Below are 23,127 nucleotides of genomic sequence, written 5' to 3' on the forward strand. Positions count from 1 at the left end.
GGTTTGAAATTCGATCTCGTTTCGAGTGAAGACTTAGGAACGCTTCAGCTCGGGACCAAAGAAGAGTCGCGGGACTCTTATCTAAAGATGAAAAATTTCTCGGTTCGGATCGACGAGATGCGCGTCGGCCGACTTCTGATTGACGATATCTGCCACACGATAATCGACGCGTGTCTCGTACTTCAGTACCGTGATGCGAAGGGCGGACTGTCGAGCCTCGCGCATGAAGCGCATGTAGGACTGCCAGAAGATTCCATCTGTGAACGGAAGCGTGGCATAGATGCAGTGGCTAACCTCGATCCGGTTTGGACCCCAGAACTGCCAGTTCCACCCCACGTCGGATACGTTGCTCGAAGCAACGACGCCATCCAGCTCACCTGCGATGAACCGCTTGCTGTTAATCTGACGATCTTTGGGCTCAACCTCCCCGGTAATCAGTGCGAACCTGAGACCGAGGCTCTTTGCCAGGGCCAAAATCTCGCGTTGCTGCGGGATCATTGAACTGAACACGACGACGGGGGTACCAAGCTCGGCGTGCTGCGTGAGGTGAAGGTCCAACCGTTCGAGTTTACCCGGGCGCTTCCCTGGCATGATATCGACGGTCATACCGCTGTCGGGGAAGCGCAGATCGGGGAACACGTTGGGGTGTTCCATGATCTGCCTCGCCCGGGCGAAATGGACACCAGGCAGGGTGCCGTCGACGAAGAACTTTTCTAGCTCTAGTAGAGCATCGCGCTCGAAGGTGTCGTAAAGCGGTTTCTGTTCAGGCTCCAGCTCGACCTTCTCGATCTGGATGACTTTCTTTTCCTCACCGTGGATGTCTTTCCATAACCGGTGGGTTCCGTGTCGCTCGAGAATTTTGCGGAGACGGTCGTGGTTCTGGTAACCAGTTCGCTTACCGGTCCACAGGTCCAGCAGGTAGTGGTGGTTCTTGAAAGCGTCGAACGTCCCGTAGTAGCGGGGTTCTATGACCCTTATCGCAGGATAGGCAGTATCCAGTTTCCCATTGATGATGGTACCTGACATGGGACGAAAAAACTTCCCTCGTTTGTCCATAAACTCATACATCGCTCCTGTGTTTCCGGATTCGTGTCCGCCGAATCCTTTGTGAAATTCATCAACAGCCAAAGCGGTAAACCGCTCGGGGAAGCCACCCTGCTTCATGATGCGCTTGAACCTATCGAAGCCCATGAGTTTTACCTTGTCGGAAGCCTCCATCTGCTTCTCGACTTGAGCGGGGGTGCCATCGATGATGGTGATCTCGTCAGGCTGCCACTCTCCGAAGAACATTGCCTCTTCAAGATTCTTGCGGAGGAGAGATTTGGGCTGAACCCAGATCGTGCCGGCTTGGTGCTGTTGCCAGCGATAGACTTGCTCGACGCACTCTACTGGCGTCTTACCTGTGCCAGGTTCGTTGCCGTTGATGGCGAACGGATTGTTGATGAAGTAGGATAGGTCTTCGAGCTGGTCAGGGCGAAGTTGCCAGGTCACATTGTCTCCGGAAGATACCGATCAACAAGGATTTCGAAGCGGCCATCGTTGAATTCGCTGGCCGGTCGGCTCCAGGACTGCTTGTCCACACCCACGTAGTGGACGATCTCCGTCCCCTCTTCGATGGGCTGGGAGGTTTGCAGCTTGCTAACCCCGACAACGCGGTACTCGGTGCCACGTTTGATGTGCCGGTGCGTGGGGTCGGCTCGCTGTGAGTAGCAGACAAGATGTTCATAGCGTTTCTTCAGCTCTCGCAGAGCCTGTGCGGCTTCATAAGCATCCCTCTCAAACGGCTCCCCATCGGGGTTTGCCCAAGCTTCAAGACGCGTGAGAATGTCGGACATCGTTGACCTTCTTGTTGATGTAGCCGAGCAGCAAACTGGTTCCGAGCCGCGCCCAGTCTGTATCTGGGGGCGGATCATGATCGGGAACAGGGAGTGTGGTTGCCGCCGGTGGCTTCAAGTCACCGCAGAACACTATGGTTCTGACGCGAGGCGTTCTCAGCAACATGTTCAATGCCGGGAAGTGCTGAGATTGGTAGTTGACGATGATAAGTGGAGCCAAGTTGGTGTGGTTGACCTCGAACGTCAGCGCCTTATTCGTCGTCGCCCATGGGTGATGGATCACCTGCCGGGTTGGGTTACAGAGCCGATACGTCTCCTCGATCCATGGCATTGCCTTGTGGGGTACCCAGTAAGCACCACCATCAGGGATGGGGGCTAACTTCTCGAGCAGAGGTAGGTCCGTGGTCGTAGGCTCTGCCAGCTCGTCGAGGGGAAGGATGTCGTGGACACATCGGAGCCACGTCGTCCTGTTCAGGATTTCGAAGGGGCTGGCGAGCTTGCTCAGCCCCTCTGTGAGACAAAGGGACTTCTTCCTTTCGTGCAAAAAGAAGAGGTCCCCGTCACTATGCAGTCCATAGTGGTGGATCATGCCGCCTTCTTGAGAGCAGCAGTCGATGGGGTGATCTCGACCGAGGGTTTCCGGTTCTGGGAGTATTGGTCCTGGAGCGAGACGACACCCGCGCCGAGCAGCTGCTTCTTTTTCTGTTCGGGCAGAGCGTCCCAGACCGCTTGGTTGAGTACCGGCGCCTGCCCCTTGAAGGCGGCAGTGGAGCCTCGCTTGGTCTTCACGACACCCAGTTCGCTCGTGAACACGAACGGCTCGTCAGCCCGCGCGGTAGCCTCCCGAAGCTCTTCCTTCCCCTCCTCGATCAATTCGAGGGTTCCACTGATGGCAATGACCTTCTTAAGCAGTCCGTCCGCCAGTGCTTGCAGATCGTTTTTCATGACGTGCTCTTTCCCTGTGGATAAAAATCCCGAGGTAATGCCGAAACCTGGCATCGACGCTTTGGTCCTGGACCAAAAGAGAAAGCCGACCTGCTAGGTCGGCTTTTCGATCTTCGGGAGACATGGATGTGTGAAATTTGATGGTCTCAAACAGACTTCTGACTTGGACTACCGATGATGACAGATGGAACCTCCGTAAGCTGTTGGAGAGGAATGTCGGTGATCTCAGAAATCCGAACGAGTTCCGAGAGGGTGAAGTCGTGCAGCCCCGTCTCCATCATCCGCAGACGGCTGTGGTTGGAGAAGTTGGTCGCCCGGCAGAAGTCGTAGGTGTCCCATTGCTTCTTGCTTTGCCGGAAACGGTAGAGCTTGGCGCCAACCGCCGTGTGTAGGGAGCTGAGAGGCTTGGATTCGCTGATCGGCTTGAAGCCGTCCCGGCGCTTCGAACGAAACGGGATTTCGACCCCGTTCTCCTGCGCCTTTTGACAGGCCCGGGCGATGTATTTGCTCACGGTCCCGGGTGCGACCCGAGCCTTGAACTGGGTGCGGATTTCGGAAGCTGGAACGGCTTGGTTGATGAAGAGGTCATAGACCTGCTCTTCGATGGAAACGGTGTCTTTGGTGTTCAATTTGTCCCCCCGGACAGTGTGAAAAATTTGTGCGAACAGGCGTGCACAAATGGACCCGATTTGCACGGGCGCGGGGAGGTAAAGTCTTATTAAAATCAGCTAGTTAGCTCGAATTCCAGGCCAAAACTTAAAAATGCATCAAATAGGGCAGCACAGGCTTGGCCTCAGCCCTTACCCGGCTACCGTAGAATCAGAAATATATAGTGTTTTCAGCCCATTAAGGCCGCCACAGGTGTTACCGCAGGCTTAGTTGCCTGCGACCGAGTGGAGAAAGCCCTCGATGGTTTCGTTGAGACGTTTGGCTTGTTGGGCGACATCGGAGGCCGACCGGTGCACCTGCGCCGCGGCCTGATCGGTCTCGCTAACCACCGATTTCAGCCCCTCCATATGGCTGGCGACGGACTTGGTTTCCTCGGCCGCTTCGGCAGCGCTGCGGGAAATTTCCTTGGTCGCCGCCGCCTGTTCTTCAACCGCCACGGCGATGCCGGCGGTAAACCCTTCGGCCTGCTGCATGGTGGAAGCGATGGAGCCGATGGCCTCGACCGCACCTGTGGTCGCGTTCTGGATCGAGGCGACATGTTCGGCAATACGATCGGTCGCCTGCGCCGTTTGATGGGCCAGGGATTTGACCTCCTGGGCCACCACGGCAAAGCCGCGCCCCGCCTCGCCGGCGCGTGCCGCCTCGATGGTGGCGTTAAGGGCGAGCAGATTGGTCTGCGCCGCGATCGCTTGAATGATGCCGATGATCTCGCCGATCTTATGCGCCTTGTCTGCGAGCCCGTTGATCGTCTGGCTGGTGGTCGCCGTGGTGCGCGAGGCTTCGATGACCATATTGCGGGTGCGCACGACCTGATTTTCGATCTCGCGAATGGCGATCGAAAGCTCCTCGGAAGCGCGCGCCACGGTCGTCACATAATTGGAAGCGCCTAGCGTCGAGCCGGAGGCCTGGCGCGACCGACGCGCGCTCTCGGTGGCAATGGTCGACAGGCTGTCGGCGGCCAGCGTCATATGTTCGCTATGGGACGACACCTGCCCCAGCAACGAGCCAACCGTCGAACGAAAATCGTGGACCAGCGTTTCCAGCTTGCCCTGCCGCGCCTGGGAGGCAGCGGTTCCAGCCTCAATAGTGTGTAAAAGATCGTTGCGTTCGACGAGCCGCTGTCTCAATTCGCGGATCGCATCGGCCATCTGGTCGATCTCTTGGGTGCTCTTCACATCCGGCACGGCGCAAGAGAGATCGCCGGCAGCGAGCTGCTTCAATGACGCGGTCAATTGTTCAATCGGCTCCGTGACGGAACGTAGAACCACATTCAGCGCAATCGTCAGAATGGTGACGACCAAGAGAGCCGCGGCGACGGCCCAGAGCACGTCCTGAACGAAATCGCCACCGGTCTGCGGGCGCGTGAACGAAGCGACAAGCAAGACGACGATGACGGCAAGGCCGCTGACCAGCGAAGTCAATTTGACGATCGTATCGCGGATCATCCGCTTGCCGCGCGCTGCCGTTTCGGTCGCGCCCGCCCCTGCTCGTCCGGCCATGTCCATGAATGCCTCAAAGGAATCGATGGCCGCAGAAGTCTTGCGGCTCGTATCGGCACTTTGCCGGAACTGGCTTAACGTCGGGTAAATGCTTTATTACCCAAGCACTTGAAACTGTTTGGATTCGTTTTCACGCCGCGTGGGAACACCCGGCAAGCTCTCCAAGCTTCCTGCCAGCTTTTAGGCTTGCTGGACATCAGCACCAATTTCGGGAGCATGTCTGGGATCATTCCAGCTCACATCGAGCGGCGCTCGTAAGACGCACAGAACTCCGTCCGGTTCGAACTCGATAAGGACATCCCCGCTCAGTTCGGTGGCCAGCACTTTCTCGACGAGCTTTGATCCAAATCCTTTTCTAGTCGGCGGACTAACACAGGGACCGCCGCTCTCTTTCCACCGCAATTCGACGACCCGTGGTGCGGCGTGACAGAACTGCCAAGTAATCGAGACCACGCCTTTCTGTACCGAAAGAGAACCGTATTTGACCGCGTTGGTGGCTAATTCATGCAAAGCCATAGAAAGAGCCAGAGCGACCCGTGACGGCACGCGCGCTTCGGGGCCCGCAATCTGGAAACGCTCCTTTTCGTAAGGAGATATTGCTTGTTCCACGATCGCTAAGAGCATGGCTCCGTCCCAGGAGCCGCGATGGAGCAAATCGTGCGTTCTCGTCATTGCGAACAAACGCCCTTCAAAGACCTCCATTGCGACGAAAGGATCCGAGGCTTGGTTGAATGTTTGGCGGGCAATCGCCAACACCGTCGCGAAGATATTTTTAACCCGGTGCTGCATTTCTTCCGCAAGGATGCGTTGCAACCGCTCCGCTTCCTTTCGGTCGCAGATATCGCGAGCAATCTTGGAGGCTCCAACAACTTTGCCGGTCTCTTCGATAATAGGTGAGACGGAGAGCGAAACGTCGATTAGGCGGCCAGTCTTGTGCAGGCGCTTAGTTTCGAAAGGCGCGACGCGCTCACCTGCACGTATCCGTGTTAGGATTTCTTGCTCTTCATTGCGGCGATCCTCGGGTATCAAGAGAGTAACGGACTGCCCAATTACCTCTTCTGATGTATATCCATAAAGGCTCTCGGCGCCCGCATTCCAACTCCTTATGCGCAGAGAAACATCGGTAGAGAGTATGGCATCCTGAGAAGTGGCAACGATCGCAGCAAGCTTGCGCTCGACTTCTTCGGCTCGCCTACGTTCAGTAGTCTCGCTGACGATGCAAAAGACGCCATACACGACGCCGATCTCGTCTCGAACTGGCGAATACGAGATGTCAAAATAAGCGATCTCAGGATAGCCGTGGCGCTCGATGTAAAAGGGTCGATCCTTTGCTGAGACGGTCTTCCCCGTGTCGAGAACCCCCTGCAACAAAGGCGCAAGATCAGACCAAAGTTCTGTCCAGTTTTCTTGCGCCGGCCTCCCAAGCGCGCGTGGATGTTTATCACCAATGGTAGGTGCGTAAGCATCATTGTAGAAAGCAATAAATTCCGGCCCCCAAAACATTACGATCTGAGCCTGCGCGGGGAGCATGAGCTGAAGGGCTGACCGGAGACAGGCCGGCCATTGATCCATCGGCCCCAAACCCGTACCCGCCCAATCAAAATGACGAATTAGTTCTTCCATTTCCTCTGCCGCGAGAAAATCTCCCGTGCCCACCAGCCATCTCCGTGCTTTCCCAGCATCAATGACATCATAAATCGGCAGGGTCATCAGTCACAAGGCTTGCTATCGCCACTTTGAGTTTATGATCCGCAGGGATTGCTCGAAAGCTCGCCGAATGATGAGGTCTATCCGAATTAGCCCTATGCCGCCTTGCGCCGAGCGGGCTTGCGTCGGTTCGCTGTCTTGGCTGGCTTTTTTCGCCCGCTCTTGCCGCCATGGCCGATGCTCCGCCGCAAGGCCTCCATCAAATCGATAACGTTGCCTCGATCCTCGGCCGATTCCTCCCTGGCGACGATGGCCTTGCCAGCTGCTTTTCGCTTTACGAGCGCACGCAAGGCCGTCTCGTAGCGGTCCTTAAATTTTGAAGGATCGAATGAGGCTTCCTTGCTCTCCAAAATATGCTCGGCGATCTTTACCATGTCCTTTGTGATCCGAGGTTTTGTGATCTTGCCGATGACGTCGCTGGCTTCCCTGACCTCATAGGGATAACGAAGCGTCGTTCCCATCAAAACATCGCCGTGTGGCTCGATGGCCATAACATGCTCACGATTGCTGAGAACGATCCTGGCGAGCGCCACCCGACCTTTGTCCTTCATCGCGTCGCGGATCACGGCGAAGGCGTCAGCGCCAACCTTTCCCTGTGGCGCCAAATAATACGGGCGATCCCGATAAAGATCTTCGACCTCTTCCGCAGGCACAAAGCTGTCGATGTCGATCGTCTTGGTGCTTTCGATCTTAAGGGCGTCCAGATCCTCCTCGTCTATCTCGACATATCGACCCTTCCCAACTTCATAGCCGCGGCCCTTGTTTGCCTTGTCGACTGCCCGCCCCGTGACTTCATCCACCATCTGCTGCCGTAGACGGTGCTTGGTCTTGCGATTGATCTGATGGAAATGGGTTCGTTCGGCTAAGGTCGTGGCCGGAAACAGGGCAATGGGGCAACTCACCAAGGACAGCTTGAGCGTCCCCTTCCAATAAGGTCGGATAGGCATGTCGGGGCTCCTGATCGCCTGGCTTCTCGATGTCAATGCCGAAAAGCAAAATCGGTTGCGGATCCAACGCTTAAGCCAAGAGATCGCCCCTTATCTTGGCTGCCGGGCGCTCGGCCGCTGGCCTGGGCAATGTGCTCGGCCAACCGCGATCGAGACAGCATAGGCGAAATCTTGGCTTAAGTCGGCTTAAGTCTTGATCTTATTGAACTATCGAGCAGCCGGACGAGCCAGAACGGCGCCGACGGCCGCTGTCCGCGCCGTAAAATCATCCGACAGGAGGAAGGAGAGCTCCTGCGGGCGCGTGCCGGTGACGGGGTCGGCCGCCGTCAATTCCGCGTCGATATAACCGGGATGACACATAATGAGATGGCGCGTGCCGGGCGCGGTGAGATAGCGCGAGAACAGGCCCGCGTAGTCGATCCGCTCGTCGAAGGCCGAAAAGCCAGCAAACCCCTCGTTGGTCGCAAAGCCATAGCGGCGCGCCGTCGGCGCGAAGCCGCGCCCCAGCCAGGCCACCATCGCCGCCTTGGCGAGCGCGCTGCGCCGCAGGAGGATTCGCGTCAAATGATCGGAACTGTCGCGCAGCCAAAACTCATGCGGCAACGGGAAGCGGCCAAGTTCGGAGAACAGACTGTCGCGGATACCAGGCAGCGCCTGTACATGCTGATGGCCGTCGAGAAAATCCGGCATGCGGCCCATCGCCTGAGCGAAGGCATCGATCTGCGCGTAAATTTCCGCCGCGATCTCCTCACGCGGCAGGTCGGCCGCCTTGGCACGCACGAGAGTCCCGATGCCCGGCAGGCCATTGCGCGCGAAAGCCGGCATCGGCGTCAGAGGCGTCCCGAGCGTGAGATTCAGGTGAACACCCAGCCACGCACGGTCGACATGGGGGGACAGATCACGGGCGGCGTCGCGCCAGGATGGCCTGTTGGTCATGGCGCCGGTGGCCGACAGACGCCCAGCCTCGAGCGCCTCCAAAATGCCGCGGCTCACCGCCGGCGACAGCGCATAATCGTCAGCGCACAGAATGAACTCGAATTTGGCCAATTTCCCTGCTCAAAACCGGATCAATACCACTGGAACCTGCACAGCTTGCACAAATTGGCCGGCCCGCATAGGTCTTGCAGCACACGGGCGGCAGGCGCCATCACCACGGAACCTTAAGTCAAGGCGATGACCCAGACCACGACCAGCGAACGACCGTCCGACCCAACCTCACGCCCCTCGCCACAGATTTCCGTCGTCGTGCCAATGTATAATGAGGCGGAGAATTTATCGCCCCTCATCGCACGCCTCGTTCCGGTATTGGAACGGTGTGCCGCCTCTTTCGAAGTGGTTTTCGTCGACGACGGTTCGCGCGACAACACGCTCGACGTGTTGCGCGCCGCCCATGCCGTCGATCCGCGCCTCGGCGGCATCTCCTTCTCGCGCAATTTTGGCAAGGAGGTGGCGATCGCCGCCGGCCTTGACCATGCGCGCGGCGATGCCGTCGTCATCATGGACGCCGATCTGCAGCATCCGCCGGAGGTGATCGAGACCTTCGTCGAACGCTGGCACGCCGGCTTTCAGAATGTCTATGCCCAGCGTACCGATCGCGAAGGCGACAGTCCGCTGCGCCGCTGGCTGACCGAAAAATTCTACGAAATGTTTGCTATTTTCGGCGAGACGCGGCTGCCGCCGGGCGCCGGCGATTTCCGTCTGCTCGACCGCAAAGCCGTCAGCGCTTTGCGCGCCATGCCGGAGCGGGCGCGTTTCTCCAAGGGGCTCTATGCCTGGATCGGCTTTCGCTCGACCGGCGTGCCCTTCACCGTTGCCGATCGCGCCCATGGCGAATCAAAATTCAGCTATCGCAAGCTGACGCGCTTCGCCCTCGACGGCCTGATGTCGTTCACCACGCTGCCGCTGCGCATCTGGACCTTCATCGGCACGCTGGTGTCGACCATAGCGCTCCTTCTCGCCGCCTACTTCCTGCTGAAGACCGCGGCTTATGGCGTTGACGTGCCTGGCTATGCCTCGCTGATCGTCTCCATTCTGTTCTTCGCCGGCATCCAGCTCATGTCGCTTGGGATCCTTGGCGAGTATGTCGGACGCATCTTCGCCGAGGTGAAACGGCGCCCGCTCTACCTCATCGCTGAGCGAATCGGCGCAAGCGCTGTCGAACCGTCTAGCGAAGTCGCGGATTCTCCCTTGCCTGTTCGGGTCGTGGACCGGTCCTTCCAGTGAGCGGTCTCGCGCGCAATCTGCTGTCGGTCGGCGGCTTCACTCTGCTGTCACGTGTGACCGGCTTTGTGCGCGATATCGCGCTGGGCGCCTTCCTGGGCGCCGGCGCCCTGGCCGATGCCTTCTACATCGCCCTGCGCCTGCCCAATCATTTCCGCGCCATCTTCGGCGAAGGCGCCTTCAACGCTGCCTATGTGCCGGGCTATTCGCGGGCGCTTGAAGAGCGCGGCAAAGACGCGGCGCGGCTGTTTTCGGCGCGCATGTTCACTCTGCTGTTTGCCGTGCAGATCATTCTTCTGCTGCTCGCCTGGGCCTTCATGCCGCAGGTAATGGCGGTCCTGGCGCCAGGTCTCGAAGCGGATCCAACGCGTCTGGCATTGGCCGAGACCATGACGCGCATTACCTTTCCCTATCTGTTGTGCGTCACCCTGGTCACGCTCGTCGCCGGCACCCTGAATGCCAACGGTCGCTTCGCCGCCGCCGCTTTCGCGCCGGTGTTGTTGAACCTGGCCATTCTGGCCTTTCTCGCCATTGCCTTTCTGTTTCCCAATGCCGGCTATGCTGCGGCCGCCGGCGTGCTTGTCGCAGGCGCGCTCGAACTGATGCTGGTGCTCTACGCGGCACGGCGCGCGGGCATTCTTGCCGTGTTCGCGCGGCCGCGCTGGGACGCGGACGTCAAACGCTTCTTCAAAACCTTCGTGCCGGCCGTCATCGGCTCGGCCGGCGTGCAGATCGCACTGTTCGCCGACACCATCATCGTCTCGATGCTGCCGACCGGCGGCGTGTCGTCGGTCTACTACGCCGATCGCATCTATCAACTGCCTGGCGGCGTCATCGCTATAGCTGCCGGCACCGTGCTGCTGCCGGAGATGAGCCGGCGCTTTGCCGCTGGCGACAACCAGAGCGCTTATGCCGCGCAGAACCGCACGATGGCGGTGACAGCGGCCTTGAGCGCGCCGTTCTTCGTCGCCTTCATCATGATTTCCGACATCATCATGCGCGGTGTTTTCCTGCGCGGCGCCTTCGACGAAACAGCGGCTTCCGCAGCCGCCCATGTCCTGATGGCCTATGGCTGGGGCCTGCCCGCCGCCGTGCTGGTGCGCTCCGCCGTCGCCAGTTTCCAGGCGCGCGGCGACACGACGACGCCGATGATCATCTCGCTGTTGGCGGTGGCCGTGAATGTCGGGCTCAAGATCCTGTTGTTTCGCCCTTATGGCGCGGCCGGCCTCGCCATCGCCACCTCTGTCGGCACCTGGATCAATCTGTTGCTGCTCGTGGGGCTCGCCGTCAAACGCGGCAGCATGCAGCCCGATGCGACCACCGGACGTATTTTCGCGGCGGTCGTCGCCGCCACGCTGGTTCTGGCCGTCGTAGCCTTTGCCGCGCAGCCGCTGGCCGATGCCCTCGCGGTTCATGCCGGGCGCTGGTCGAACGAAACGCGCCTCGTGACCATGGGCATCTGTGGCGCGCTGGCTTATGGTATCGCGCTTGCCGGCGCGCTCTATGCCTTCGGCGTGCGGCCCGGCCGACTGCGGCCGCTGCGCCAAACGCAGGCCGATAAAGCGGCAACACCAGAGGTCTGACCATGGCCGCAGCGATCTATGCTTTCGACGCTTACGGCACCTTGTTCAACGTGCATGCCGCCGTCGACCGCCACCGCGACGCGATCGGCGCACAGGCCGATCGCCTGTCGGAACTGTGGCGCGCCAAACAGCTCGAATATACTTGGACGCGCACGTTGATGGGCGCCTATCGCGACTTCCGCGTGCTGACGGCGCAAGCGCTCGATTTCGCCGCGGCGCGCTTCGGCGGCATCGATGCGCAGACGCGCGCGGCTTTGCTCGCCGCTTATGAAACCCTCGACGCCTATCCCGACGCCAAGCCCTGTCTCGCGGCCTTGAAGGCGCAAGGCGCGCGCCTCGCCATTCTGTCCAACGGCACGCCGGCCATGCTGGAAGCCGCCATCGACGCTGCCGGCCTGAACAGCCTGTTCGATGCCGTCCTGTCCGTCGACACTCTGCAGGCCTTTAAAACCCTGCCCCGGACCTATGAACTGGTGACCGCGCGTTTCCAGGCCAAACCGGACGCCGTGACCTTCCTGTCGTCGAACCGCTGGGACATTGCCGGCGCGCGCCAATTCGGCTTCCGCCCGGTCTGGGTCAACCGTACCAGCCAGCCTGACGAATATCCCGATCTGTCCCCAGTTAAGGCTATAAAATCGCTGGCTGAATTACCGGGCTTGGAGACCGGCGCGTCGCCCCTTACATAGGGCCGTCCGCCGAACCGGAAACCGCGATGAACAAGCCTGCCGTTATCAGTACCGTTGCCGACCTGCGCGCCACGCTTGCCCCCTGGCGACGGGCTGGAGAGACCGTGGCGCTCGTGCCGACAATGGGGGCTTTGCACGCCGGCCATATCTCATTGGCGCAATTGGCCAAGCGCAAGGCGCGCCGGGCCGTGGCTTCGGTTTTCGTCAATCCGACCCAATTCGCGCCGAATGAAGATTTCGCCAAATATCCGCGCACGTTCGAAACCGATCTCGAGCGACTGACGGCGGCCGGCATTGACGCGGTTTTCGCGCCGACGCCGCAAGTCATCTATCCGGCGGGCTTTGCCACCACTGTCTCGCTGGATGGCCCGGCCAAGGCTGGCCTGGAAGATCGCTTCCGCCCCACCCATTTCGCCGGCGTCGCGACGATTGTCGCCAAACTGCTGCTCCAGAGCACGCCGGACTTCGCCATTTTCGGCGAGAAGGATTTCCAGCAGCTCGCAGTGATCACGCAGATGGCGAAAGATCTCGATCTGCCGGTGGAGATTGTCGGCGCACCGACAGTGCGCGAAAGCGACGGCCTCGCCATGTCCTCGCGCAATGTCTATCTCGACACCGACGAACGCCGCCGCGCGCCGCTTCTGTACGCAACGTTGCAAGATGTGGCCCGCCGGATTGGCGCGGGCGAAGATGCCGAGAGTGCTCTTACCATTGGGCGCCAAGCGCTTGCCGATGCCGGCTTCGTGCTCGACTATCTCGAATTGCGCGATGCCACTTCCCTGGCTGTGCCGGCACGGCCGCTGACACAGCCGCTGCGGCTGCTTGTTGCCGCCAAACTCGGTAAGACCCGTCTCATCGACAATATTTCCGTCGCGTTGTCTTAACGACATCACCAGCAAGAGTTCCAGGAAATCACCATGGCCTATCTCGCCGATGCCAAGACATCTGATACCAAGACGTCCGACGTCAGGCCGTTGAAGCTGACCGACTTTGAGAAGATGCGCGCTACCGGCGAAAAAATCGCTTCGCTCACTTGCTATGATTCAAGCTTCGCGACGCTGCTCGATCGCTGCGGTGTCGACATCCAGCTCGTTGGCGATTCCTTGGGCAATGTGTTGCAGGGCCATACATCGACCTTGCCCGTGACCATGGAACATATGGAATATCACACGGCCTGCGTGGTGCGCGGCGTGCGCCGTTCCTTCGTCATGACCGACCTGCCCTTCGGCTCCTATCAGGAGAGCCCGTCGCAGGCCATGCGCAACGCCGCCCGATTGATGGCGGCTGGCGCGCAGATGGTGAAGCTCGAGGGCGGCGCCCATATGACCGAGACCGTACACTTCCTGGTGCAGCGCGGCGTGCCGGTCTGCGCCCATATCGGGCTGACACCGCAATCGGTGCATCAGCTCGGCGGCTATCGCGTGCAGGGCGCCAATCAGCTGACCGCCAAAGTACTGCTCGACGACGCCAAGTCGCTGGCGGAAGCCGGAGCGGCCTTCATCCTGATGGAAATGGTGCCGACGAAAGTGGCGGGCGCAATCACCGCCGCGCTGACCACGGCCGGTACGATCGGCATCGGCGCGGGTGTCGATTGCTCCGGCCAAGTGCTGGTGCTGCACGACATGATTGGTGTTTATCCCGGCAAGAAAGCCCGCTTCACCAAGGATTTCATGGCCGGCGCTTCAAGCATCGATGACGCCGTGACGCGCTATGTGCAGGACGTGAAGGGCAAGAGTTTTCCGGCTGCGGAACATTCTTACTAACCAACCAACCTCACCAGCACATAGCCAAGCACGCTGATCAGCGCCATCGAGGCGAGCGCGGCGAGCGAAACGCGACTGCCGGAGCGCAGCAGCACGCGCGCATCGGCCGAGAGGCCCAGCGCCGCCATGGCGATGAGCGTCAAGAGGTTGGAAGCGCCAAGCAGCCAGGCGCGGGGCTCGTCGGGAATGAGCCCAAGCGAGCGCAGCGCGACGAGGCCGAGAAACGCATAGATGAACCACGGCAGGGTGACGCGCACGTTGCGGCTGCGCGCGTTAAGTAACGACACCACGAGCAGCACCGGCGCCAGCATCATCACCCGCACCAGTTTGGTGAACGTACCGATCTGCGTCGCCACCGCGCCGATCGGCATGGTCGCCGCTAGCACCTGCGGCACTGAATAGATCGTCAGCCCGGCGAAAGCGCCATATTGCGCGCTCGTCAGCCCCAGTGCATCGAAGAAAAACGGATAGAGGATGGCGAGCGGCAGGCCCCAGATCGCCGTAAAGGCAATCGCGGCGGTGACTTCGCGCGGCTCGGCACGGATCGCTGGCGCGACGGCGGCGATGGCTGAATTGCCGCAGATGGAGCTGCCGCAGGCGACCATGATGGCGAGGTTCTTCGACAGGCCCAACGCCTGCCCGATCAGGAAACTCAGGCCCATGCCGATGACGACGACCGCCATGGCGCTCACAACGATGCCGACCGACAGACCTGGCACCATGCCATAGCCAATCGAAGCGCCGAGCAAAGCCACGCCGATTTCGAGCAAGGTCTTCGCCGAAAAGTCGATGCCTTTATCAAACGGCCGGCCAGGCTGCACGAAGGTGCGCAGAGCCATGCCGATCAGGATCGCGCCGACATAGGCATCAATCACCTGATGGCCGATGGCGCGCTGCGCCAATCCAGCGAGATGCGCCACAAGCGCCACCAGGCAGCACAACACAATGCCCGGCCATGGGCCGAAGGCGCTGCCTTCTGGCAGCGCGCGGCGTATCCTCTCTAGGTTCATTTTATGTGCTTATGTTCGGGTCAATTACCCAGGGCTTCCAGAACGCGCACCCAGGAACGCATGCCGCCTTGGAAAGAGGACAGTTCGTATTTTTCGTTGGGGGAATGGATCTTGTCGCTTTCGAGCGCGAAGCCGATCATCAGGGAATCGAGATCGAGTTCGCTTTTGAACAGGCCGATGATGGGAATGGAGCCCCCGGAACCGACCAGCACCGTCTCCTTGCCCCACTCGCGCTGCAGGGCATCGCGCGCCTTGCTTAGTTCCGGCGAGGCGAAGGGCAGTTGCAAGGCCGGCGAAGCGCCATGCGAGATGAACTCCACCTTACAATCGGCAGGCAGACCGGCGCGCACATGCGCTTCGAACGCCTTGACGATCTTGACCGGGTCCTGTTGTCCGACGAGGCGGAACGACACTTTGGCGCGCGCCTCGGCCGGCAACACCGTCTTGGCGCCTTCGCCCGTATAGCCGCCGATAATGCCGTTCATCTCACAGGTCGGCCGCGACCAGATCTGCTCCAGCACGCTGCGCCCCTTCTCGCCCGCCGGCACCGACAGGCCGACGTCGGAGAGAAAATGCGCCGCATCGAAGGGCAGCGCCTGCCATTGCGCGGCCACATCGGCCGGCAATTCGGTGACGCCATCATAAAAGCCCGGCAGGGTGACGCGGCCATCGGCATCATGCAGACCGGCGAGAATATGAGAGAGAATGCGAATGGGATTGGCGGCTGGGCCGCCGAACATGCCCGAATGCAGATCGCGGCTCGCTGCCTTGATCACCACTTCATGGAAGACGAGACCGCGCAGCATGGTGGTGATGGCCGGCGTCTTCGTGTCCCACATATTGGTGTCGCAGACGAGAGCGATATCGGCCTTCAATTCGTCCTTGTTGGCCTTGAGGAAGGCCGGCAGGGAGGGAGAGCCGCACTCTTCCTCACCCTCGAAGAGGATGGTGACATTGCAGGGCAGACCGCCATTGGCCATCAGCGCCCGGCAGGCTTCGACGAAGGTCATGAGCTGGCCTTTGTCGTCGGAGGAGCCGCGCGCGACGATCTGCTTGCCGTTGCGCCCATCGACCAGGCGCGGCGCGAACGGATCGGTCTCCCAGAGATTGAGAGGATCGACCGGCTGCACATCGTAATGGCCGTAGAACAACACATGCGGCGCGTTGGCGCGCTGCGCCTTGGCATGGGCGACGACCATGGGGTGGCCGGCGGTCGGCCGCACAGACGCCTCGAAGCCGATGCCCTTCAGCTCGTCGGCGAGCCATTGCGCGGCGCGCTGGCACTCCGCCTTGAACTGCGGATCCGTCGAGATGGACGAGATCTTGAGCAGATCGAACAGTCGCGTCAGCGCGGCATCGGTGTTTTTGTCGAGGGTGGCGAGAGCCGAAGAAATATCTGTCATGTGTGTCCGCTACCGTTGTGCACCAGCATAGCCAATCAACCGCGCTCTCGCCTATGAGCGGCGAGCGCCTTTGTCGTCGGGACGATCGAGCGGATTTTCGGACGCGGTTTTGGCGGTCGAATTCGACGACACACCATCGGCAATGCCATAGCGACCGCCCTTGCCGCCCAATATGCCGCCCAGCACATTGCGCAAAATGGCGCGGCCGATTTGCGAGCCGACCGCGCGGGTCGCCGACTGTACGGCCGATTGCACGATCACCTGCGCCGTCGTCTTGGGCTGGCGCATCGGCTTGCCGGTCTTCGGATTGATCGTCGTCGGTGGACTCCCGAAGACGCCGCCGATGGCATTGCCGATATCACTCAGGATGCCGCCGCTGCCGGCGCCCGCTTCCACTTCTGGCGAGCCCGCGCCTTCCATCTGTCCGCCAGCCCGCTTGGCCAGAATCTCGAAGGCGGATTCGCGATCGATCGGCGTGTCGTATTTGTCCTTGATCGGGTCCTTCGCCATCACGCCTTTGAGTTCCTCTAGCGTGATGGTGCCGACACGGGCGGACGGCGGCGCGATGAAGGTGCGCGACACCATCGAGGGCATGCCCTTTTCATCGAGCATCGAAACGAGGGCTTCGCCGACCTTCAATTCCATGATCGCCTTGACGGTGTCGAGACCGGGCGTCTGGCGGAAGGTTTCGGCGGCGGCGCGGACAGCACGCTGATCGCGCGGCGTGAAGGCCCGCAGCGCATGCTGGACACGGTTGCCGAGCTGGCCGAGCACGGTGTCGGGAATGTCGAGCGGGTTCTGCGTGACGAAATAGATGCCGACCCCCTTGGAGCGGATGAGGCGCACGACACGCTCGATAGCATCGAGCAGCGCCTTCGGCGCATCGTCGAACAACAGATGCGCCTCGTCGAAGAAGAACACCAGTTTCGGCTTCGGCAGATCGCCCACTTCGGGCAGCTTCTCGAACAGTTCCGACAGCATCCACAACAGGAAGGTGGCGTAGAGGCGCGGGCTTTCCATCAGCTTTTGCGCCGACAGAACATTGATGACGCCGCGCCGTTCCTTGTCGAACTGGATGAAATCGGTGAGGTCCAGCGCCGGCTCGCCGAAGAATTTGTCGGCGCCCTGGTTCTCCAGCACCAGCAATTGCCGCTGGATCGCGCCGATGGAAGCGGGGACGATGTTGCCGTATTTGGTCTTCAGGTCGAAGGCGTTGTCGGCGACATATTGCAGGAGCGACCGCAGATCCTTGAGGTCGAGCAGCAGCCAACCTTTTTCATCGGCGACGCGGAAGACAATATTGATGATGCCTTCCTGCGCGTCGGTGCATTGGAGCAGACGCGATGTCAGCAGCGGACCCATTTCGGCGACCGTGGCGCGAATCGGATGGCCGGCCTCGCCCAACAGATCCCAGAAGGTGACGGAAAAATCGTCGGCCTGATACTCGAAGCCGAGTTCCTGAGCGCGCTTGACGAAGGGCGGCTTGGAGTCGCCCGGCATACAGATGCCAGAGAGATCGCCCTTGATATCGGCGGCAAACACCGGCACGCCGTTGTTGGCGAAGCCTTCAGCCAAAGTTTGCAGGGTGACCGTCTTGCCGGTGCCGGTGGCGCCAGTGATCAAACCATGACGATTGCCGACGGAGAGCGTCAGGTATTCGTATTTATCGCTCTTGCCGACGAGGATCTTGCCGGGTTCGGTACGCGGATCGCCTGACATCTCAAGATTCCTGCATAATTCTGACAATGGTGGACTCTTATAAGACAGCCGTCTGACGCTTTCCACCACGGCGACAGAAATCTCCGCTTGATCGGCAGGCAAAACGTGGCGCAAATGCGCCAGGTGCGGTCCTGAAACAGACAGGAAGGGAAATATTATGGAAGAATTGCTTGCACGGCTGACCTCAACCGTCGGCGTTGACGCGGATACGGCTCGCAAATCCGTCGGCGCGGTCCTTTCCTTCCTGGAAAAGGAAGGCCCCAGCGCCGAAGTCGGCACCCTGATCGACAAACTGCCCGGCGCGCGTGACGCGATGAACGAAGCGGCAACCGCAGGCGGCGGTGGCGGCTTGATGGGCGCCCTTGGCGGCCTGATGGGTGGCGGCATCATGGGCCTTGCTGGCCAATTGCAGGGCTTCGGCCTCGGCATGGGTCAGATTCAGTCTCTCGCCAAAGAGTTGTTCGCTTATGGCCGCGAAGTGGCGGGCGAAGACACCATGGGCGCGATCGCCGGCAGCATCCCCGGCCTCAGCCAGTTCGTCTGACGCACGAACGCCGAGACGTCGACATCATGACCGGCCCGACCGACTCGATCACCTTCGCGCCATTGGCTGCTCCCTTCGCCGGTCCCGGCGAAGGTGAGTGGCACGCGCTGGTCGAGAAGGTCCTCAAGGGCAAGTCGTTCGACAAGCTCGTCTCGCATACGGCTGACGGCATCGCCTATGGCCCGCTGACGCAGCGGGCCACACAAGCAGGCCCGCGCGCGTTGCGCGCGGCACACGGCCAATGGCAGGTGATGGCGCGGATAGAACATCCCGACGCCGATATCGCCAATGCCCAGGCGCTCGAGGCGCTGATCAACGGCGCCAGCGGATTGCATCTGGTGATGGCCGGCGCCGCTGGCGCCCATGGCTTTGGTCTCTCCGTCGCTCATCTCGCGCAGGCGCTGAAGGGCGTTGATCTGGCCGGCGCCGCCATCGAGGTGGATGCCGGCGCTGTTGGCGAGGCGGTTGCCAGAACCCTCGTCAGGCTCGTCGCCGAACAAGGACTTGAGCCATCGCTGACGCGGATCTCCTTCGGCGTCGACCCAATTGGCCTTGCGGCGCGTGGCGAGGAAACATCGCCCCTCCATTCGCTTGGCCCCCTCGCGACCGATCTCGTGGCGCTGGGCTTTCGCGGCCCGCTTTGTGTGGCCGATGGCCGTATCGTTCATCAGGCCGGCGGTTCGGAAGCGCAGGAACTGGCCTACGCGCTCTCTACCGGCATCGCTTATCTGCGCACGCTGGAAACAGCGGGGCTCGATCTCGAAACCGCGCGGCAATTGATCGGCTTCCGCCTCGCCGCCGATGCAGACGAATTCATCACCATCGCCAAACTGCGGGCGCTGCGCAGCCTGTGGGCGCAGGTCGAGAGCGCCTGCGGCCTTGCTCCAAGACCTCTGCATCTGCATGCGGAAACCGCCTGGCGGATGATGACGCGCCGCGATCCGTGGGTGAATGTGCTGCGCGCCACCACGGCGGTGTTTTCCGCCGCTGTCGCCGGCGCTGACGCCATCAGCGTGCTGCCCCACACGCAGGCGCTTGGATTGCCTGACGCCGAGGCGCAGCGCCTGGCGCGCAATGCGCAACTGGTGCTGATGGAAGAATCCAATCTCGCCAAGGTGGACGATCCGGCCGCCGGCTCCGGCGCCTTCGAAGAGATCGGCGCTGCGCTGGCGCAGAAGGCCTGGACACTGCTGCAGGAGATCGAAGGCGAAGGCGGCATTCTTTCGACACTCGCCTCCGGGAAGCTGCGCGAGGCGGTGGCGCAGGTGCGCGCGCAACGCTTCAAGAACATCGCCCGCCGGCGCGAGCAGATCACCGGCACCAGCGAATTTCCCAATATTCACGAGGCGCCGGCCCATGTGCTGTTGCCGCTGAGCGCCGCGGCGGCCTCCGGCGACATGGATGCCACTGGCCTGTCGCCGATCCGCCTCGCTGTGCCGTTCGAACGGCTGCGCGACACGGCCGAGGCTTTCAAAACCAGCCACGGACAGGCGCCGAAAATCTTTCTCGCCAATCTCGGTACGGTCGCAGCTTTCACCGGCCGCGCCACCTGGGCACGCAATTTCTTCGAGGCCAGCGGCCTCGAAACCATCGCCTCGAGGCCACTGGCAACCATCACCGACGCGGCGCGCGCCTTCGCCGACAGCGGTGCGCCGATCGCCTGTCTGTGTTCCAGCGACACGGTCTATGCCGAACAGGCCGCTGCCGTCGCCACGGCTTTGAAACAGGCCGGCGCGTGTCAGATCTGGCTTGCCGGCCAGCCGGCGGCTCTGGAACCCGAGTTGCGCGCGGCTGGCATCAGCGATTTCGCCTTCGCCGGCTGCGATATGATCGAGGCCCTGGCGCGGGCACTCACCGCAGCGATCAGCGCGAAATAGCGATGCTCGTTCAAGACGGATCATCCATGCGCCTTCGTGTTCTCTCTTTCATCCTCGTGATGGCGGTGGCCGGCAGCGCCATGGCCGCCCCGTTCGATGGCTCCTGGTCCTTCGACGTCTCCACTGAAGTTGGCGATTGCGAGCCGGTGCGGCAATATCCCGTGACGATCGCCGACAGCCGAATGGCTTCCGGCGCCGGCTCCCCTGCTGCGACCGTCGGCACGATCGAGGCGAACGGCTCCGTCTGGGGTCGTTTTTCGAGCGCCGGAGATGTGGTGCGTATCCAGGGCCGGCTGTCGAAGGGCACGGGTTCCGGCACCTGGTCGTCCGGCAGCCGCTATTGCGGCGGTCAATGGCGCGCCCATAAAGGCTAATGCGCTGCAACGTGGCCCTGGCGGCTTCCGCCGGTTATACTCGCGCCATGAGCCGTATTCCTGATTTCTCGACCCTAGGGTTCCGACCATCGGCCGCCGCAACAGGCCCCGGAACCGCCGCCAGCGCCGATCTTGGCGCCGCTCCCCCCTGGCTGACGCCCGAGGGCATCGCGGTCAAATCGCTTTACGGGCCGGGCGATCTTCAGGGGATCGATTTCCTCGACACTTGGCCAGGCCTCGCCCCCTATCTGCGCGGGCCCTACCCGACCATGTATGTCAATCAGCCGTGGACGATCCGGCAATATGCCGGCTTCTCGACGGCTGAGGATTCCAACGCCTTCTACCGGCGCAATCTGGCGGCCGGCCAGATGGGCCTGTCCATCGCCTTCGATCTCGCCACCCATCGCGGCTATGATTCCGATCATCCGCGCGTCGCCGGCGATGTCGGCATGGCCGGCGTCGCCATCGATTCCATCTACGATATGCGCACGCTGTTCTCCGGCATTCCGCTTGATCGCATGTCGGTGTCGATGACGATGAACGGTGCGGTGCTGCCGGTGCTGGCGCTCTATATTGTCGCCGCCGAAGAACAAGGCGTGCGCCAAGAGAAGCTCTCCGGCACCATCCAAAACGACATCCTCAAAGAATTCATGGTGCGCAACACCTATATCTATCCGCCAGCGGATTCGATGCGCATCATCTCGGACATCTTCGCCTATACGTCGAAGCATATGCCGAAGTTCAATTCGATCTCGATCTCCGGCTATCACATGCAGGAAGCCGGCGCGACGCAGGATCTCGAGCTCGCCTATACGCTGGCCGATGGTGTCGAATATGTGCGCGCCGGCATTGCCGCTGGCATGCAAGTCGACGACTTCGCACCGCGCCTGTCGTTCTTCTGGGCGATCGGCATGAACTTCTTCATGGAAGTGGCGAAGCTGCGCGCGGCGCGCCTGCTGTGGGCCAATCTGCTGCTGCCGTTCGCGCCGAAATCGCAGAAGTCGCTGGCGCTGCGCACCCATTGCCAGACATCCGGTTGGTCGCTCACCGCGCAAGACGTCTACAACAATATCGTGCGCACTCAGATCGAGGCGATGGCTGCAACACAGGGCCATACGCAATCGCTGCACACCAATGCTTTAGACGAAGCGTTGGCGTTGCCGAGCGATTTCTCGGCCCGCATCGCGCGCAACACGCAGATCTTCCTGCAGCAGGAATCCGGCACCACCAAGGTTATCGATCCGTGGGGCGGCTCCTATTATGTCGAGCGTCTGACCGCCGAGCTGGCGATGCGCGCCAAGGCGCATATCGATGAAGTCGAAGCGCTGGGCGGCATGGCCAAGGCCATCGACATGGGCCTGCCGAAGCAACGCATCGAGGAAGCAGCGGCGAAGACGCAAGCGCGCATCGACACCGGCCAGCAGTCGGTGATTGGCGTCAACAAGTTCCGCCTCGAGAACGAGAAGCCGATCGATGTGCTCGTCGTCGACAACTCCGCCGTGCGCGCCCAGCAGATCGACAAGCTGAAACGCCTGCGTGCCGAACGCAATGAAGGCGACGTGACGCGGGCGCTTGTCGCTCTGACGCAGGGCGCGCGCGGCAATGGCAATCTCTTGGCGCTGTCCATCGACGCGGCGCGCGCCAAAGCAACCGTCGGCGAGATTTCGCTGGCCTTGGAAAACGTCTTCAATCGCCATGTCGCCAAGATCTCGACGATCAGCGGTGTCTATGATCGCGAGGCCGGCCCCGCCGCCGATGCGGTGGACCGGGTGAAGCGTATGACGCGTGCCTTCGCAGAGAACGAAGGGCGCAAGCCGAAAGTGCTTGTCGCCAAGGTCGGCCAGGACGGCCATGACCGTGGCCAGAAAGTCATCGCCTCGGCTTTCGCCGACATGGGTTTTGCTATCGAAGTCGGGCCATTGTTCGCAACGCCAGGCGAAGCGGCGCAACAGGCCGTCGATGGCGATGTTCATGTTATCGGCATTTCGTCGCTTGCCGCCGGCCATCTGACACTCGTACCAGAGGTCCGCGATGCTTTGGCCAAACTCGGCCGCGACGACATTATGATCGTTGTCGGTGGCGTGATCCCGCCGCAGGACTTCGAAGCACTGCGGCGCGCAGGGGCCGCAGCCATCTTTCCACCGGGCACGCCGATCGCTGAATCGGCCGAAAAGCTGCTCGAAGAGCTCAACGGCCGCCTGGGCTACGCGCAGAAACCCGCGGCAGAATAGACACTTAGCAAAATTGACCGGGCCTGCCTTGCTATCGCCACGGACAGGCCGCACTCGGTGGCGGGCAAAATGCGCTTCGATCGAACGCATTTTGCGCCAGAGCGGATACGAAAAA

21 protein-coding genes are annotated in these 23,127 nt (G+C 61.2%); 9 read left to right on the forward strand and 12 right to left on the reverse strand.

The features are described 5' to 3' along the window. Nucleotides 1-81: 81 nt before the first annotated feature. The 9 genes from BLW50_RS13620 to BLW50_RS13660 form a co-directional block, all read right to left on the reverse strand. Nucleotides 82-1,491: a DEAD/DEAH box helicase gene (locus BLW50_RS13620; RefSeq protein ID WP_090703243.1), complete on the reverse strand. Its 1,410-nt coding sequence runs from the start codon at nucleotides 1,489-1,491 to the stop codon at nucleotides 82-84. Continuing rightward, on the reverse strand, nucleotides 1,488-1,835 hold the full coding sequence (locus BLW50_RS13625) for a hypothetical protein (RefSeq protein ID WP_090703246.1): 348 nt from the start codon (nucleotides 1,833-1,835) through the stop codon (nucleotides 1,488-1,490). Before BLW50_RS13625 ends, BLW50_RS13620 begins: the two co-directional genes overlap by 4 nt. Then, nucleotides 1,810-2,424 (reverse strand): hypothetical protein, encoded by a 615-nt coding sequence (locus BLW50_RS13630; protein WP_090703250.1) that lies wholly within the window; start codon nucleotides 2,422-2,424, stop codon nucleotides 1,810-1,812. The genes BLW50_RS13625 and BLW50_RS13630 overlap by 26 nt, the downstream gene beginning before the upstream one ends. Then, a complete protein-coding gene (locus tag BLW50_RS13635) occupies nucleotides 2,421-2,780 on the reverse strand; it encodes a hypothetical protein (RefSeq protein ID WP_090703253.1) in 360 nt (119 codons plus the stop codon). Before BLW50_RS13635 ends, BLW50_RS13630 begins: the two co-directional genes overlap by 4 nt. A gap of 146 nt (nucleotides 2,781-2,926) precedes the next feature. Then, nucleotides 2,927-3,409 carry a hypothetical protein gene (locus BLW50_RS13640; RefSeq protein ID WP_139267617.1) on the reverse strand — a complete coding sequence of 161 codons (483 nt, stop codon included), beginning with the start codon at nucleotides 3,407-3,409 and terminating at the stop codon, nucleotides 2,927-2,929. A 246-nt stretch (nucleotides 3,410-3,655) separates the two neighbouring features. Continuing rightward, nucleotides 3,656-4,954, reverse strand: coding sequence for a methyl-accepting chemotaxis protein (locus tag BLW50_RS13645; protein WP_090703259.1), 1,299 nt, complete (start codon nucleotides 4,952-4,954; stop codon nucleotides 3,656-3,658). A 174-nt stretch (nucleotides 4,955-5,128) separates the two neighbouring features. Continuing rightward, entirely contained in the window at nucleotides 5,129-6,658 is a 1,530-nt protein-coding gene (locus BLW50_RS13650) for a sensor histidine kinase (RefSeq protein ID WP_244544233.1), read from the reverse strand. A gap of 92 nt (nucleotides 6,659-6,750) precedes the next feature. Further along, nucleotides 6,751-7,602: a non-homologous end joining protein Ku gene (locus tag BLW50_RS13655; RefSeq protein ID WP_090703263.1), complete on the reverse strand. Its 852-nt coding sequence runs from the start codon at nucleotides 7,600-7,602 to the stop codon at nucleotides 6,751-6,753. A gap of 207 nt (nucleotides 7,603-7,809) precedes the next feature. Further along, nucleotides 7,810-8,649, reverse strand: coding sequence for a ChbG/HpnK family deacetylase (locus BLW50_RS13660; RefSeq protein ID WP_090703265.1), 840 nt, complete (start codon nucleotides 8,647-8,649; stop codon nucleotides 7,810-7,812). Between the two features lie 126 nt (nucleotides 8,650-8,775). Between BLW50_RS13660 and BLW50_RS13665 the strand changes: the two genes are divergently transcribed. From BLW50_RS13665 to panB, 5 genes are read left to right on the forward strand one after another with little or no spacing between them, the layout of a single operon-like run. Beyond that, the gene (locus BLW50_RS13665; RefSeq protein ID WP_090703269.1) at nucleotides 8,776-9,825 is read left to right on the forward strand and encodes a glycosyltransferase family 2 protein; all 1,050 of its coding nucleotides are present in this window, start codon (nucleotides 8,776-8,778) and stop codon (nucleotides 9,823-9,825) included. Next, complete coding sequence (gene murJ / locus BLW50_RS13670; RefSeq protein ID WP_090703272.1) at nucleotides 9,822-11,405, forward strand: murein biosynthesis integral membrane protein MurJ; 1,584 nt, start codon at nucleotides 9,822-9,824, stop codon at nucleotides 11,403-11,405. The genes BLW50_RS13665 and murJ overlap by 4 nt, the downstream gene beginning before the upstream one ends. Before the next feature lie 2 nt (nucleotides 11,406-11,407). Further along, a complete protein-coding gene (locus BLW50_RS13675) occupies nucleotides 11,408-12,091 on the forward strand; it encodes a haloacid dehalogenase type II (RefSeq protein WP_090703274.1) in 684 nt (227 codons plus the stop codon). Nucleotides 12,092-12,117: 26 nt separating this feature from the next. Beyond that, entirely contained in the window at nucleotides 12,118-12,975 is an 858-nt protein-coding gene (gene panC / locus BLW50_RS13680) for a pantoate--beta-alanine ligase (protein ID WP_090703277.1), read from the forward strand. 33 nt (nucleotides 12,976-13,008) lie between these two features. Continuing rightward, entirely contained in the window at nucleotides 13,009-13,854 is an 846-nt protein-coding gene (gene panB / locus BLW50_RS13685) for a 3-methyl-2-oxobutanoate hydroxymethyltransferase (RefSeq protein WP_090703279.1), read from the forward strand. On the opposite strand, the gene BLW50_RS13690 is transcribed toward panB, so the two are convergent. Genes BLW50_RS13690 through BLW50_RS13700 form a run of 3 tightly spaced genes read right to left on the reverse strand, consistent with a single transcriptional unit; the run spans nucleotide 13,851 to nucleotide 17,986 of the window. Then, nucleotides 13,851-14,864 (reverse strand): YeiH family protein, encoded by a 1,014-nt coding sequence (locus tag BLW50_RS13690; protein ID WP_090703283.1) that lies wholly within the window; start codon nucleotides 14,862-14,864, stop codon nucleotides 13,851-13,853. The genes panB and BLW50_RS13690 overlap by 4 nt on opposite strands. Nucleotides 14,865-14,884: 20 nt before the next feature. Continuing rightward, nucleotides 14,885-16,267 carry a dipeptidase gene (locus BLW50_RS13695; RefSeq protein ID WP_090703286.1) on the reverse strand — a complete coding sequence of 461 codons (1,383 nt, stop codon included), beginning with the start codon at nucleotides 16,265-16,267 and terminating at the stop codon, nucleotides 14,885-14,887. 51 nt (nucleotides 16,268-16,318) lie between these two features. Next, nucleotides 16,319-17,986, reverse strand: a complete 1,668-nt coding sequence (locus BLW50_RS13700) for a helicase HerA-like domain-containing protein (protein WP_090703289.1) — start codon at nucleotides 17,984-17,986, stop codon at nucleotides 16,319-16,321. 157 nt (nucleotides 17,987-18,143) lie between these two features. Here BLW50_RS13700 and BLW50_RS13705 point away from each other — a divergent pair, with 157 nt between their 5' ends. Genes BLW50_RS13705 through scpA form a run of 4 tightly spaced genes read left to right on the forward strand, consistent with a single transcriptional unit; the run spans nucleotide 18,144 to nucleotide 23,012 of the window. After that, entirely contained in the window at nucleotides 18,144-18,530 is a 387-nt protein-coding gene (locus tag BLW50_RS13705) for a hypothetical protein (protein WP_090703292.1), read from the forward strand. A gap of 26 nt (nucleotides 18,531-18,556) precedes the next feature. Beyond that, entirely contained in the window at nucleotides 18,557-20,407 is a 1,851-nt protein-coding gene (locus BLW50_RS13710; protein WP_090703295.1) for a methylmalonyl-CoA mutase subunit beta, read from the forward strand. A 26-nt stretch (nucleotides 20,408-20,433) separates the two neighbouring features. After that, a complete protein-coding gene (locus BLW50_RS13715) occupies nucleotides 20,434-20,781 on the forward strand; it encodes a hypothetical protein (protein ID WP_139267618.1) in 348 nt (115 codons plus the stop codon). 47 nt (nucleotides 20,782-20,828) lie between these two features. After that, the gene (gene scpA / locus BLW50_RS13720) at nucleotides 20,829-23,012 is read left to right on the forward strand and encodes a methylmalonyl-CoA mutase (RefSeq protein ID WP_090709100.1); all 2,184 of its coding nucleotides are present in this window, start codon (nucleotides 20,829-20,831) and stop codon (nucleotides 23,010-23,012) included. Nucleotides 23,013-23,127: the final 115 nt, after the last annotated feature.

The sequence above is a fragment of the Beijerinckia sp. 28-YEA-48 genome (genome assembly GCF_900104955.1).
Lineage (GTDB): Bacteria > Pseudomonadota > Alphaproteobacteria > Rhizobiales > Beijerinckiaceae > Terripilifer.